Raw genomic sequence first — 13,654 nt, 5'->3', positions numbered from 1 at the left:
GCGGCGTATCAGGCCAGTGCGCGCTGCACGGCCGGGCGCTGCAGCATGCGCTGCGTGTGTGCAAACACCTTCGGGAACTGGGCAATGTCCACGCCGTCGCTGTGCAGCCAGGTGCCGATGGTGAACAGGTAGCCGTCGGCCACGGTGTACTGCTCGCCCATCACCCAGGGGCCCTGGTCCGCCTGCGGCAGGTAGTGGCTTTCGATGAGGTTGAAGCACTCCGTCATGTTCTGCGGCACCTTGCGCTGCATCGCCGCCTGGGCTTCGGGCTCGTCGGCCCAGCGGCTGGCGCGGGGGCGGTGGGCATGGGCGATGTGCACGGTGGACGCGAGGTAGCTGTGGAACTCTTGCAGGCGCGCAAAGCCATGCGCGTCGGCGGGCGCCAGGCGCGCCTCTGGAAAGCTCTGCGCCACGTAGGCCAGCAGCGCCGGGGTTTCGGTCAGCGTGCCGTGCGGCGTGGCCAGCGCGGGCACGCGGCCCTTGGGGTTCACTGCCAGGTATTCGGGCGTGCGTTGCTGGCCGGCGGCGAAGTCCACGCGCACCAGGTCGTAGGGGGCGCCCGCTTCTTCCAAAGCGATGCGAACGGCCTGCGCGCAGGTGCCGGGGGTGTAGTACAGCGTGAGTTGGGTCATGGTTGGTTTGCTATGAATTAAATAGCTGTTGACGCATATTCCACTAGCGCCTGCAGCCGATTTTGCTTGAAATGACTCAGTACAGGCCCCGCGTGCGCGCCATCAGCCGCGTGAGGCCCAGCAGGGCGTCGGTGTGCGGCGTGGGCGTGTGGGTGATCTGCCCCAGCTCGCGCACCGCGCCCACCAGGGCGTCGATCTCCATGGGCTTGCCCGCCTCCACATCCTGCAGCATCGAGGTCTTGAATGCACCCAGCTTGCGCGTGACGGCGTGGCGGTCCTCGGGCTGCTGGTCGATGGGCAGGCCCAACTGGTCGCCGATGGCCTTTGCTTCCAGCATCACCGCGCTGACAAAGCCGCGCACCAGCTCGTCGTCCAGGATGCGGTCGGTGGTGGCGCCGGTGAGGGCGCTGATGGGGTTCATGGTGAGGTTGCCCCAGAGCTTGAACCAGATGTCCTTCTGGATGCAGTCGCTCACTTCCACATCGATGCCGCCGCGCTGCAGCGTGTCGGCCAGGGTCTGCAGCCGCTCGCTGCGGCTGCCATCGGGCTCGCCCACGATGAGGCGGTTGCCAAAGTGCTGGCGGACGAAACCCGGCGCCTCCAGCGAGCAGCTGGTGTGCACCACACTGCCCACTACGTTGCGCGCCGGGACGGCCTGGGCAATCACGCCCCCCGCGTCCACGGATTCAAGGGCACGCCCTTGCGCCGCGCCGCCAAAGCCGTCGAGGAACCACCACGGCACGCCGTTCATGGCGGTCAGCACGATGGTGTCGGGCCCGAGCAAGGGCGCCATGGCGCGCGCCACGTCGGGCAGACCGGGGGCCTTGACGGCGACCACCACCAGGTCTTGCACGCCGAGTGCGGCCGGGTCGCTGTGGGCCGTGACGGGCACCTGCGCCAGCGAGCCGTCGGCGCGCCGCATGCGCAGCCCATCGGCCTGCAGGGCGCGCAGCGTGTCGCCACGAGCCACCATGCTGACCGAGTGGCCCGCTTGCGCCAGGGCCACGCCCAGCCAGCCGCCGATGGCGCCGGCGCCGTAAATACATGCTTTCATGGATGTCTGTCCTTGGATCTGAAAGAAGAAAAGTTCAGTAGCCTGCGGGCCGGGTGGGGGCGGCGTCGGTCGCGCTGCGGTAGCGTGCCAGCAGCTCCTGCGCAGCACTCGCCAGCAGCATGGTGTCCACGCCCACGGCCACAAACAGCGCGCCGGCCGCCAGCCACTGGCGCGCCTGCGACTCGGTGGTGGCCAGGATGCCCGGCGCCTTGCCTGCGCGCAGGATGCGCGCAATGCCGTCATGGATGGTGGCCTGGACGTCAGGGTGCCCTGGGTTGCCGGGGTGGCCCATGGAGGCCGACAGATCGGCCGGGCCGATGAACACGCCGTCCACGCCGGGCGTTGCGGCAATGGCATCGAGGTGGGCCATGGCTTCCACCGTTTCTGCCTGCACCAGCAGGCAGATCTGCTGGTTGGCCTCGTGCACATACTGCGGGTACGCCTGCCAGCGCGACGAACGGGCCAGCGCGCTGCCCATGCCGCGCACGCCCTCGGGCGCGTAGCGTGTGGCGCGCACCAGCTGCTGGGCCTGCTCGGGCGTATCGACCATGGGCACCAGCAGGGTCTGGGCGCCGATGTCCAGGTACTGCTTGATCAATGCCGTGTCACCCACCGGCACCCGGGCGATGGGGTGGGGCGCCTGCACGCCTGGCGGCAGGGCGCTGGTGGCGCTGGCGATGGCCTGCAGCTGGTGCAGGATGGAGCGCAGGTCGTTGGGCGCATGTTCGCCATCGACCAGCAGCCAGTCGTAGCCGGTGCCTGCGAGGATTTCGGCGCTGTAGCCGTTGGCCAGCCCGAGCCAGAGGCCGATTTGCGCCTGGCCTTGGGCCATGGCCTGTTTGAAGCGGTTGGTGGGTGTCTGCAATGTCAACTCCGTGCGGTGCCAGGCCCGCCATCGTACGGGCTGCGGCGGATCGATGTGGGCGTGGCCGCTATAGTCGGCTGCCCCTGCATCGGGGCGCCTCACCGACACCTGCCATGGCCAAAGAAAAAACCACGTTCACCTGCACCGAGTGCGGCGGCACCAGCCCGCGCTGGCTGGGCAAATGCCCGTCCTGCGGCGCCTGGAACACGCTGATCGAGCAGGTGGCCGAGGCCGGGCCGGGCAAGAACCGCCTGAGCACGCCGCAAGGCTACGCGGGCCTGGCCAACGCGCAGCCCGTCCTGCCGCTGGCCGCCATCGAGGCCCAGGACGTGGCCCGCACCCCCAGCGGCATCGACGAGCTGGACCGTGTGCTGGGCGGCGGCATTGTGGAAGGCGGCGTGGTGCTCATCGGGGGCGACCCGGGCATCGGCAAATCGACCCTGCTGCTGCAGGCCATGGACGCGCTGCAGCGCGCGGGCCTGCCCACGCTGTATGTGACGGGTGAGGAGAGCGGAGCGCAGGTGGCGCTGCGTTCGCGGCGCCTGGGCATCGACGGCAGCCAGGTACAGCTGCTGGCCGAGATCCAGCTCGAAAAGATCCTGGCGACCGTGGAGGCCACGCAGCCCGCCGTGGTGGTCATCGACTCCATCCAGACCACCTACTCCGACCAGCTCACCAGCGCGCCGGGCTCCGTCGCCCAGGTGCGGGAATGCGCAGCGCACCTCACGCGCATGGCCAAGGGCACGGGCATTGCTGTCATTCTGGTGGGCCATGTGACCAAGGAAGGTGCGCTGGCGGGGCCGCGCGTGCTGGAGCACATGGTGGACACGGTGCTGTACTTCGAAGGCGACACGCACAGCCAGTTCCGCCTGGTGCGCGCCATCAAGAACCGCTTCGGCGCGGTCAACGAAATTGGCGTGTTCGCCATGACCGAGAAGGGCCTCAAGGGCGTGAGCAACCCGAGCGCCATCTTCTTGAGCCAGCATTCCGAGCCCGTGCCCGGCAGCTGCGTGATGGTGACGCTGGAGGGCACACGCCCGCTGCTGGTGGAGATCCAGGCCCTGGTGGACAGTGGCGGCCCCAGCCCCCGGCGCCTGTCGGTGGGCCTGGACAAGGACCGCCTGGCCATGCTGCTGGCCGTGCTGCACCGCCATGCGGGAGTGGCCTGCATGGACCAGGACGTGTTTGTGAATGCGGTGGGGGGCGTGCGCATCAGCGAACCGGCCGCCGACCTGGCGGTGATGTTGTCCATCACCTCCAGCCTGCGGGGCAAGGCGCTGCCGCGCGGCTTTCTGGCGTTTGGCGAAGTGGGGCTGGCCGGTGAGGTGCGGCCTGCGCCCCGGGGGCAGGAGCGCCTGAAGGAAGCCGCCAAGCTGGGTTTCAGCGTGGCCGTGGTGCCCAAGGCCAATGCGCCCAAAAAACCCATCGAAGGGCTGACCATCCATGCCGTCGAGCGGGTGGAAGAGGCCATGAACGTGGTGCGCGGTCTGTAAGCAATGCCCACAGCGCCATGTCCATGGCGCCATAAGACAATCTCGACCTATGAACTTGCGCAATATCCTGGTGCCCCTGGGGGCGGTGGCCCTGATCGGGTTTGGTTTTTATGCCTACGGCTGGGCCGGGGTGGCTGCCGTGGCCGGTGGGCTGCTCATGTGGGGCCTGCTGCACTTCACGCGGCTGATGAGCGTGATGCAAAAGGCCGCCAAGCGCCCCATCGGGTATGTGGGCAGCGCCGTGATGCTCAACGCCCGGCTGACGAAGGGCGTGAACCTCATGCACGTGGTGGCCATGACCCAGGCGCTGGGAGAGCGCGTTTCGGCCGAAAACGTGCAGCCCGAGGTCTACCGCTGGACCGACGGCACCCGCTCGCACGTCACCTGCGAGTTCCAGCAGGGCAAGCTGGTGGTGTGGACTCTGGTCCGCCCCCAGGACAACCCTGCCGCTGATGGAGAAGGCGCGCCGCCCGCCGCCCCGTAAAATCCTGGTTTTGCGACCCACAGCAACCAAAGGACACCCATGAGCCCCGTAGTTCCCTCGATGGCCGACCGTGACGGCAAGATCTGGATGGACGGCCAGATGGTCGATTGGCGCGACGCCAAGATCCACGTGCTGACCCACACCCTGCATTACGGCTGCGGCGCCTTCGAAGGCGTGCGCGCCTACAACACCGCCAATGGCACGGCGATCTTCCGCCTGGAAGAGCATACCGACCGCCTCTTCAACAGCGCCAAGATCCTGCGCATGAAGATCCCGTTCACCAAGGAAGAGGTGAATGAGGCCCAGAAAGCCGTGGTGCGCGAAAACAAGCTCGAATCCTGCTATCTGCGTCCATTGACCTGGATCGGCTCGCAAAAGCTGGGTGTTTCGCCCAAGGGCAACCAGATTCATCTGATGGTCGCTGCCTGGGCCTGGGGCGCCTATCTGGGCGAGGAAGGCCTCAAGCGCGGCATCCGCGTCAAGACCAGCAGCTACACCCGCCACCACGTCAACATCACCATGACGCAGGCCAAGGCGGTGAGCAACTACACCAACTCCATCCTCGCCAACATGGAAGCCACGGACGATGGCTACGACGAAGCCCTGCTGCTGGACAGCTCGGGTTTTGTGTCCGAAGGCGCGGGCGAAAACATCTTTGTGATCAAGAACGGCGTGATCTACACGCCCGACCTGTCGGCCGGTGCCCTGAACGGCATCACCCGCAACACCGTGTTCCACATCGCCAAGGACCTGGGCCTGGAGATCGTGCAAAAGCGCATCACGCGCGACGAGGTGTACATCGCCGATGAGGCCTTCTTCACCGGCACGGCCGCTGAAGTCACGCCCATCCGCGAACTCGACCGCATCGAGCTGGGCAGCGGATCGCGCGGCCCGATCACCGAAAAAATCCAAAGCGCCTTCTTCGACATCGTCGGTGGCCGCAATCCGAAATACGCCCACTGGCTGAGCAAGGTCTGAAGAACATGTCGCAAGCAACCGTTGAACTCCTGGCCAAAGACCTGAACGCCCAAGGCGGCGTTTTCTGTCCCAGCCCCAAGGCCGACATGAAGCTGTGGAACAGCCACCCCAAGGTGTACCTGGACGTGGCCCGCACGGGTGAAGCCAAGTGCCCTTACTGTGGCACGGTGTACCGCCTGAAGGCCGGTGAGCACGTACACGCTGGTCACTGATTGATGCCGGTTGCAGTCGGCGGCGCTACGCCGCCGCCCACGTTGACCGTGGCGGTGCTGACCCTCAACGAGGCGCACCGCATCGAAGCCTGCCTGCAAAGCGCTGCGTTTGCCGACCAGTTGCTGGTGGTGGACAGCGGTAGCACAGACGACACCGTGGCCATCGCCCAGCGCCTGGGCGCCGAAGTCCACAACTATCCCGACTGGAACGGCTTTGCCGTGCAGCGCAACCGGCTGCTGGCCCATGCGCGGGGCGACTACATCTTCTTTCTGGACGCCGACGAGGTGATGACGCCTGCGTTCGCCCAGGAGCTGCAGGCCATCGTGCGCTCTGGCGCGCAGGCCGTGTGGAGCATCCGCTGGCGCATGGTGGCCTACGGGCACGAACTCAAGTACTTTCGCTCGCAATCGCAGATCGAGCGCCTGTTCGTGCGCGCCATGGTCCGCGAGTTCACGGGCGTGGTGCACGAGCAGGCCGAACTGTTGCCTCCACCGGGCGGTGGCGCCGTGCCGCGCCGCCTGATCGAAGCGCGGCTGCTGCACTACTCGCGCACCACGGTGCGCGGCAGCTTGGAAAAGCTCACCCAGTACGCGATGCTCGGTGCCGCCAAGCGGGCGGCAGCGGGCAAGCAGGGCGGCGTGGTGCGGGGCCTGGCCTCGGGCTCCAGCATGTTCCTGCGCCTGTATGTGTTTCGGCTGGGTTTTTTGTGTGGCGGGGCGGGTTTTCTGTATTGTCTGTTTGTGGCACTGGAGGCGTTCTTCCGGTACGCCGCTCTGGAGTACGACCACCAGCAACTGAGCGAGAGCGTGCGCCGTTGACCAAAGCTGACGAAATTTTTGTGCGCCTGTCGGGCGCGGCGGCCTTCATGGTGCCGGGTATGGCGCTGTGGGTGCGCTCGGGCTATTCCTGGGGGGCGGTGGTGCTGCTGTTGTGCAGCCTGGCCACCGCCGGGGTGTGGCTGCGGCGCCGGCCGGGGCGCGATGCCTGGCTGCTCTTGGCCTCCATCGTGGCGATGGGCACGGTCTGGGCCCTCGACTTTGACCCGGCCCAGGGCAGCTGGTCCAACCTGGATCGGCCTGCCAAGTACCTGCTGGCGCTGCCGTGCCTGCTGTATGTGCTGGCCTATCCCCCGCGGGTGCGCTGGCTCTGGGCCGGTATCGCCGTCGGCGCTTGCGGCGCGGGGCTGATCGGTTTGTACCAGGCCATGGTGCTGCACCTGCCGCGCGCCAATGGTTTTACCAACGCCATCCAGTACGGCGGGCTCAGCCTGCTGCTGGGGCTGATGTGTTCGGTCGCGCTGCTGGTGCTGTGGGACCGCTGGAAGCCCTGGCAGCGTGCAGGCTGGGCGGTGGGCATTCTGCTGGGCCTGGAGGGATCGCTGCTGTCCGAGTCGCGCGGGGGCTGGGTGGTGTTGCCGCTGGCGTTGCTGCTGTGCGCCTGGCTGCAGGCCCGCTGTGGCCAGCGCAAGCTGGCCCTTGTGGGCGGCGTGTTGGTCGTGGCGGGTGCGGCCGGGCTGATGGCCTTCAAGGCCAACGAGGTGCGCCTGCGCGTGGATGAGGCGCGGCAGGAGATCACGCAGTACGAGTCGCGGGGCGACGCGGCCAGCTCGGTGGGCCAGCGCCTGGCGCACTGGGGCCTGGCCTGGCGCATGGGCCTGGACCGCCCCTGGACCGGCTGGGGCCGCTACGGCTACGAGGCCGAGAAGCAGCGGCGGGTGGCTGCCGGCGAGGCCCACCCGATTGTTTTGCAGTTCAGCCACGCCCACAACGAGGTGCTGGACATCTTTGCCAAGCGCGGCATCCCCGGCGTGGTGGTCTTGCTGTTTTTCTATGGTGTGCCCCTGGTGCTGTTCTGGCCCACGCGGCGGCGCGTGTTCCCGGGGAGTGCGGGCGTGCTGGATACCGAGGGCCTGTGCCTGCGCATGATCGGGGTGCTGCTGCCCGTGTCCTACATGGGCTTTGGCACGACCCAGGTGTTTTTGGGGCACAACAGCGGCACCATGTTCTACCTGTTCATGGGCATGCTGGTGCTGGCCATCCTGCAAGGCCGCGAGCGCCAGCGGCTGCAGGCACCCGGGCAGGCCGTCGCTCTTTCCTGAAGGACCTCTGCCATGCACATCCTGCTGGTCAACAACTCCCCCATCCCGGTGTATGGCTACGGCGGCACCGAGCGCGTGATCTGGGACCTGGGCAAGACGCTGGTGCAGCAAGGCCACCGCGTGAGCTACCTGGTGCCTGAGGGCTCGACCTGCGACTTCGGCCAGGTGCTGCCCATCCGGCCCGACGAGCCCTGGGAGGGGCAGATCCCGGCCGACGTGGACATCACGCATTTCCAGTTCAACCCACGCTCCGAGCTGTCCAAACCCTACCTGGTGACCGAGCACGGCAACGCCCGCAAGCCCAAGCCGCTTCCGCGCAACACGGTGTTCCTGTCGCGCGACCACGCGGCGCGCTATGGCTCCAGCGAATTCGTCTACAACGGGCTGGACTGGGCGGGTTATGGCCCGGTGGACTTTGACCGCCCGCGCTCGCACTACCACTTCCTGGGCAAGGCGGCCTGGGGCGTGAAGAACGTGCGCGGCGCCATCAAGGTGGCCAAGATGGCCGGGGTGGAGCTGGACGTGCTGGGCGGCAACCGCATCAATTTCAAGCGCGGCTTTCGCTGGACGCTGTCGCGCAAGATCCACTTTCACGGCATGGTGGGCGGCACGCAGAAGACGGGCCTGCTCAACGCCTCGCGCGGGCTGATCTTTCCGGTGCGCTGGCACGAGCCGTTCGGGTTGGCCGTGATCGAGAGCCTGTACTTTGGCTGCCCCGTGTTCTCCACCCCCTACGGCGCCTTGCCGGAGCTGGTGCCCGTGCACTGCGGTGTGCTGTCCGACCAGGCCTCGGTGCTGGCCGAGGCGGTGCGGGGCAACCGCTTTGACCCGCGCGCCTGCCACCAGCATGTGGTCGAGCACTTTGGCGCCGAGCGCATGGCCCGCAACTACCTGCGCATGTACGAACGGGTGCTGGCGGGCGAAACCCTCAATGCCCAGCCGCCCGTGATCCAGGGCCCTGCGCGCGAACTGCCCTGGAGGCAGTGAGGCACCCCCTGAGGTGCTTCGCACCTTCCCCCTCTCCTGCGGGAGGGGGACGCCACCCGTGGCCTGGCAAAGCCAGCTCCACGGCGGCACGGGTTTCACGGCGCGCCAGTTTTTAACGCCCTGCTCATATCGGGGAGGCTACTGCGCGGGTTCTGGGGCATTTTTGGCCGCAAGCGCTAGTTCAACATGCCTCTAATGCTATAGAAATAATAGCTATTGGTGGCCGACAGTGGAGTTTCCACGCGGCGCGGTGGCCTGCTGCCACTCCTGGGCCAGTAACGCCACCAGCTGCGCCGCTGGCATGGGCCGCACCTGGGCCACCCCCTGGCCCGCCCACAGCGACAGGCAGTCGGCCTGGCCCGCCTGGGCGGCCGCGCGGCGCAGCGCGCCCGTCAGTGCGTTCTGCACGGGGTAGGGCGGCACGGTGGCCTCGTCGGCCTGCAGGGCTTGCATCATGCGGTTGACGATGCCGCGTGCCGGCCGGCCCGAGAAGATGCGGGTGGTGCGCGTGTCGGTGGCCTGGGCGCGTGCCAGGGCCTCGCGGTACGCCGGGCCAATCGCCGACTCGGGGCAGGTCAGAAAGGCCGTGCCCATCTGCACCGCCTGGGCGCCCAGCGCCAGCGCACCCGCAATGCCGCGCCCGTCCATGATGCCGCCCGCAGCGATCACCGGAATGGACAGGGCCTGCACGCACTGCACCACCAGCGGCAGCGTACCCACCATGCTGGCCGCAAAGTCGGCCAGCGACGGCGCCGCACCGGTGGCGCCGGGCTGCGTAGGGGTGAGAAAGGTGCCCCGGTGCCCCCCGGCTTCCATGCCGGAGGCGCAGACGGCATCCGCGCCCACGCTGGCCCAGGCCTGCGCCTCGGCCAGCGTGGTGGCGGTGCCCACCACCGTGCTGCCCACCGCTTTCAGCCGTGCCACCTGCGCCGCCGTGAGGATGCCGAAGGTAAAACTGGCCACGGCCGGGCGTGCGGCCACCAGGGCGTCGAACTGGGCCGCGAAGTCCTCACACCACTTTGCGGGCCGCTCGGGCACCAGGCCGAACTCCGCATAGAACGGCGCCAGGCGCTGCAGTGCGGCTTGCACCGTGGCGTCGTCCGGCGTGGGCGTGGCCTGCACAAACAGGTTCATGCCAAAGGGCCGGTCGGTGCGGCGGCGCACCTCGGCGGCGGCCTCGGCCATGGTAGCGGGCGAGCGCATGCCGCAGCCCAGCATGCCCAGGCCGCCGGCCTCGGACACGGCGGCGGCCAGTGCGGGCGTGTCCGACCCGGTCATCGGGCCCTGGATGATGGGCAGCGCAAGGCGCAGGTGGGTGGTGAAGGCGGCTGGCATGAGGGCTCCTTGTGCGATCTGTGGGAGAGGGGGTCAGGTCGATGTCGCGGGGCGGTGCGCTTCGCCGGAGGTCAGTGCGGTCTGTAGCGCGTCCAGCGCAGGCGACTGGTAGCCGCGCCGGTGCACCAGCACCGTGTCGCAGGTGGCCAAAGGCACCAGGCGCAGCGCAGGCGGCTCGCGCATCAGGTCGATCACGGCCTGGGGCACCACGCCCGCGCAGCGACCGGTGGCCACACAGGCCAGGATGGCGTGGTACGAGGCCAGCTCCAGCACGCGCGGCGGGCTGCCGTCCTTTTGCTGCATGAAGGCCTCGCCCATGCGGCGGTAGGTGCAGCCGGGGCTGAAGGCGGCCAGGGTGTCCAGCTGCAGGTCCTGGGGCGTGTGCACGGGCGGGTGGTCGGCGGGCAGGGCCAGCAGCAGGGCCTCGGCAAACACGGCGGTGCGCTCCACCGGCGCCTCGGCGTCGATGCCCGGCGGCGGCCAGGCCACCAGTGCGCAGTCGATGGTGTGGGCCAGCACCTGCTCCACCAGCTGGCGCGAGGGGGCGGTGGACAGTTCCAGCACCAGATCCGGCCACTGTGCATGCAGCCGGGCCAGCGGCTGCGGCAGGCGTGCGGCGGCCGTGCTTTCCATGGCGCCCAGGCGCAACCGGCCGCCGGGCTGGCCGGGGTGCACCGACTGGCGAGCCTCTTCGGCCAGCGCCAGCAGGCGGTCGGCATAGCCGCGCAGTGCCTCCCCGGCAGGCGTCAGCACCATGCGTTTGCCCTCGCGCAGGAACAGCGTGGCGCCCAGTTGCTCTTCCAGCTGTTGCACGCGCGTGGTCACGTTGGACTGCACGCGGCCCAGCCGTTCGGCCGCGCGGGTCACGCTGCCTTCCAGCGCGACGGCGCGGAATATTTCGAGCGCTGCCAGATCCATAAATATTCTTGTTATGAGATGATTAATAAAAAATAAATCTCAAAACAGAATCATAGACTGGAAACCGCCTGCATGGAACCGCGCACCGCCCCCCAAGACCGTCCCCTGGCTGTAGCACTGGCGGGCATGGCCGCACTGGCGGTGGCGATGGGCGTGGGCCGGTTTGCCTTCACCCCGCTGCTGCCCATGATGCTGCACGACGGCGTGGTCACCTTGGCGGGCGGCAGCTGGCTGGCCACAGCCAACTACCTTGGGTACCTGATCGGGGCGCTGGCGTGCATGGCGCTGCCCTGGGTGGCGCCCCGTGCGCGGCAGCGATGGCATGCGGCGCGGCTGGCACGCTGGGGGCTCGCGGCCACGGTGCTGCTCACCTTGGGCATGGCGCTGCCGCTGCCGGGCGCCTGGCCCGCGCTGCGGTTTGCAGCGGGGGTTGCCAGTGCGCTGGTGTTCTTGAACGTCTCGGTGTGGTGCATGTTGCGGCTGGTGGCGCTGGGCCAGCCCGCGCTGGGTGGGTTGATCTTTTGTGGCCCGGGGCTGGGCATCGTGCTCACCGGCCTGTCGGCCAGTGCCATGGTGGCGCTGCAGTGGCCCGCCGCAGCGGGCTGGGCGGTGTTCGGGCTGCTGAGTGTGGGGCTGTGCGCTGCCATCTGGCCCGTGCTGCGGGGTGTGGCGATGCCCGGGTCGGCCGCAGCCTCCGGCCCGGTGGTGGACGGCTCCACCCCCGGCCACGGGTTCTGGGCGCGCACGGGGCTCACGCTGGCCTATGGGCTCGCAGGGCTGGGCTACATCGTCACGGCCACCTTTTTGCCCGTGATTGCGCGCGCTGCCTTGCCTGCGGGGTCGCCTTGGCCCGACCTGTTCTGGCCGCTGTTTGGTGCTGGCGTGGCGCTGGGCGCGGCGTTGTCCACCCGCACCCCGGCCGCGTGGGACCGGCGCTGGCTGCTGATGGCAGCCTACGTCGTGCAGGCCGGGGCCATCGCGCTCAGCCTGGTGTGGCCGGGGCCTGCGGGCTTTGCGCTGGGCAGCCTGCTGTTGGGCTTGCCGTTCACTGCCATCACCTTCTACGCCCTGCAGGAGGCGCGGCGCGTGTGGCCTGCGGCGGGCGACAGTTTTCCGGGGCTGCTCACGGCGGCCTACGGCATCGGTCAGATCGTGGGCCCGCCCATGGTGGCGTGGATGCTGCACCACGCGGCCACGCAGGGGCAGGGCTTTGTCTACGGGCTGGCTGTGGCCGCCGCAGCGCTCGGGGTGGGTGCGGTGCTGTATGCCGCCATGGCCTGGCGCTGGCCCCTGGCGCCCCGCCCGGCAGCGCGCTGAGCACACGCGGATGCAGGCGCCGATCAGTGCGTGGATGGTGCCAGCGGCAGCGCCAGCACAAAACACGCGCCGCTGTCGCCGTCAGCACGGTCCTGGCAGTGCACGGTGCCGTTGTGGCGGCCGGCAATCGACCGCACCAGCGCCAGCCCCAGGCCCACGCCGCCCGCGCGCTCGCTGGCGCCCGGCAGTCGGTAGAAGGGCTCGAAGATGCGCTCGCGCTGGCCGGGTGGTACGCCCGGGCCGTGGTCACACACATGCACCTCGGCGCGGCCCTGGCGGCGGTGCACCACCACGGTGATCTCGCCGGTGCTGTAGCGCCGTGCGTTTTCCAGCAGGTTGCGGATCGCCCGGCGCAGCAGCTTCGCCACGCCGCGCACCTCCAGCGAATCGGGGCTCGCGCTCACGTCCAGGTCGGCGTCCACCCGCGCGCATTCCTCGGCGGCCAGGCCAATCAGGTCCACCAGTTCCACGGTGCCCACGTCGGCCTCGCGCGCGTCGAGCCGGCTGGCCAGGAGGATCTCGTCCACCAGCTGGTCCAGCTCGGCGATGTTGCGCAGGATTTCTTCGCGGAAGGCGGGGGAAGGCTGCTGGCCACCCATCAGCTCCAGCCCCATGCGGATGCGGGTCAGGGGCGAGCGCAGCTCGTGCGAGGCATTGGCCAGCAGCGACTTGTGCGACTTGACCAGGGTTTCCACACGCTCTGCCGCTGCGTTGAACTGGCGCGCCAGATCGGCCACCTCGTCCTGGCCCTGCTCGGGCACCCGCACCGACAGGTCGCCCTCGCCAAATTTCTTCACGCTGCGCTGCAAGGCCTCCAGCCGCTGCGTGAGGCGGCGGATGATGGGGTACACGCCCACCGCCACCGCCAGACCCACGATGCCCAGCAGCCACAAGAAGCCGAAGGGCGGACGGGTCCAGAAAGCCGCCTCGTCCTGGCCGGGCCCCCCGGGCCGGCCGCCGTTGCGGCCCATGCGGGGCTGGCGGGGCGCCATCTGCAGGGTGTAGATCTGGCCGCTTTCTGCCTCGATGTGGAATTCCACCACCTCGCCCGGCTCGGACGGCTGGCGCGTGGCCATGCCGCGCAGCACCAGGTTGCCCGCCGGGTCGCGCACCGCCATCTCGCGCGAGGGCGGCACAAACGGCTGGTTGTTCTGGGCCTTTTGTTCCTCGGCAATGCGCCAGGCCCAGCCCACGGTGAGCGTCAGCACCGCCATGCCGCCGACCACGGCGAGCCAGATGCGCAGATAAAGGCGGCGGGAAAAAGGGTTGGACAAGGACAT

14 protein-coding genes are annotated in these 13,654 nt (G+C 68.8%); 8 read left to right on the top strand and 6 right to left on the bottom strand.

All coding sequences use genetic code 11. The features are described from left to right. Nucleotides 1–8: 8 nt before the first annotated feature. The 3 genes from ASD75_RS00365 to ASD75_RS00355 form a co-directional block, all read right to left on the bottom strand. The gene (locus ASD75_RS00365; RefSeq protein ID WP_056742179.1) at nt 9–632 is read right to left on the bottom strand and encodes a glutathione S-transferase family protein; all 624 of its coding nucleotides are present in this window, start codon (nt 630–632) and stop codon (nt 9–11) included. 76 nt (nt 633–708) lie between these two features. Further along, nucleotides 709–1,686 carry a 2-dehydropantoate 2-reductase gene (locus tag ASD75_RS00360; protein WP_056742176.1) on the bottom strand — a complete coding sequence of 326 codons (978 nt, stop codon included), beginning with the start codon at nt 1,684–1,686 and terminating at the stop codon, nt 709–711. Between the two features lie 34 nt (nt 1,687–1,720). Further along, nucleotides 1,721–2,551: an aldolase/citrate lyase family protein gene (locus ASD75_RS00355; RefSeq protein ID WP_056742174.1), complete on the bottom strand. Its 831-nt coding sequence runs from the start codon at nt 2,549–2,551 to the stop codon at nt 1,721–1,723. Between the two features lie 113 nt (nt 2,552–2,664). On the opposite strand from ASD75_RS00355, the gene radA reads away from it, so the two are divergent. From radA to ASD75_RS00320, 7 genes are read left to right on the top strand one after another with little or no spacing between them, the layout of a single operon-like run. Further along, the gene (gene radA, locus ASD75_RS00350; protein ID WP_056057287.1) at nt 2,665–4,044 is read left to right on the top strand and encodes a DNA repair protein RadA; all 1,380 of its coding nucleotides are present in this window, start codon (nt 2,665–2,667) and stop codon (nt 4,042–4,044) included. A gap of 49 nt (nt 4,045–4,093) precedes the next feature. After that, entirely contained in the window at nt 4,094–4,528 is a 435-nt protein-coding gene (locus ASD75_RS00345) for a hypothetical protein (protein ID WP_056057291.1), read from the top strand. Nucleotides 4,529–4,567: 39 nt separating this feature from the next. Further along, complete coding sequence (locus ASD75_RS00340; protein ID WP_056057294.1) at nt 4,568–5,506, top strand: branched-chain amino acid transaminase; 939 nt, start codon at nt 4,568–4,570, stop codon at nt 5,504–5,506. A 5-nt stretch (nt 5,507–5,511) separates the two neighbouring features. After that, nucleotides 5,512–5,718 (top strand): zinc-finger domain-containing protein, encoded by a 207-nt coding sequence (locus tag ASD75_RS00335; protein WP_056057299.1) that lies wholly within the window; start codon nt 5,512–5,514, stop codon nt 5,716–5,718. A 3-nt stretch (nt 5,719–5,721) separates the two neighbouring features. After that, a complete protein-coding gene (locus ASD75_RS00330; protein ID WP_056743112.1) occupies nt 5,722–6,537 on the top strand; it encodes a glycosyltransferase family 2 protein in 816 nt (271 codons plus the stop codon). Continuing rightward, the gene (locus ASD75_RS00325; RefSeq protein ID WP_082564825.1) at nt 6,534–7,817 is read left to right on the top strand and encodes an O-antigen ligase; all 1,284 of its coding nucleotides are present in this window, start codon (nt 6,534–6,536) and stop codon (nt 7,815–7,817) included. Before ASD75_RS00330 ends, ASD75_RS00325 begins: the two co-directional genes overlap by 4 nt. A gap of 12 nt (nt 7,818–7,829) precedes the next feature. Next, the gene (locus ASD75_RS00320; RefSeq protein ID WP_056742172.1) at nt 7,830–8,804 is read left to right on the top strand and encodes a glycosyltransferase; all 975 of its coding nucleotides are present in this window, start codon (nt 7,830–7,832) and stop codon (nt 8,802–8,804) included. Nucleotides 8,805–9,017: 213 nt separating this feature from the next. Here ASD75_RS00320 and ASD75_RS00315 read toward each other — a convergent pair whose 3' ends face one another. Next, nucleotides 9,018–10,139 carry a nitronate monooxygenase family protein gene (locus ASD75_RS00315; RefSeq protein ID WP_056742170.1) on the bottom strand — a complete coding sequence of 374 codons (1,122 nt, stop codon included), beginning with the start codon at nt 10,137–10,139 and terminating at the stop codon, nt 9,018–9,020. A gap of 33 nt (nt 10,140–10,172) precedes the next feature. Then, the gene (locus ASD75_RS00310) at nt 10,173–11,057 is read right to left on the bottom strand and encodes a LysR substrate-binding domain-containing protein (protein ID WP_056742169.1); all 885 of its coding nucleotides are present in this window, start codon (nt 11,055–11,057) and stop codon (nt 10,173–10,175) included. 72 nt (nt 11,058–11,129) lie between these two features. Between ASD75_RS00310 and ASD75_RS00305 the strand changes: the two genes are divergently transcribed. Continuing rightward, on the top strand, nt 11,130–12,374 hold the full coding sequence (locus ASD75_RS00305) for a YbfB/YjiJ family MFS transporter (RefSeq protein ID WP_056742167.1): 1,245 nt from the start codon (nt 11,130–11,132) through the stop codon (nt 12,372–12,374). 23 nt (nt 12,375–12,397) lie between these two features. Here ASD75_RS00305 and ASD75_RS00300 read toward each other — a convergent pair whose 3' ends face one another. Continuing rightward, nucleotides 12,398–13,654: an ATP-binding protein gene (locus tag ASD75_RS00300; RefSeq protein ID WP_056742165.1), complete on the bottom strand. Its 1,257-nt coding sequence runs from the start codon at nt 13,652–13,654 to the stop codon at nt 12,398–12,400.

Source organism: Acidovorax sp. Root568, from assembly GCF_001427445.1.
Lineage (GTDB): Bacteria > Pseudomonadota > Gammaproteobacteria > Burkholderiales > Burkholderiaceae_C > Acidovorax > Acidovorax delafieldii.
This window is presented reverse-complemented; position numbering and strand designations above follow the sequence as displayed.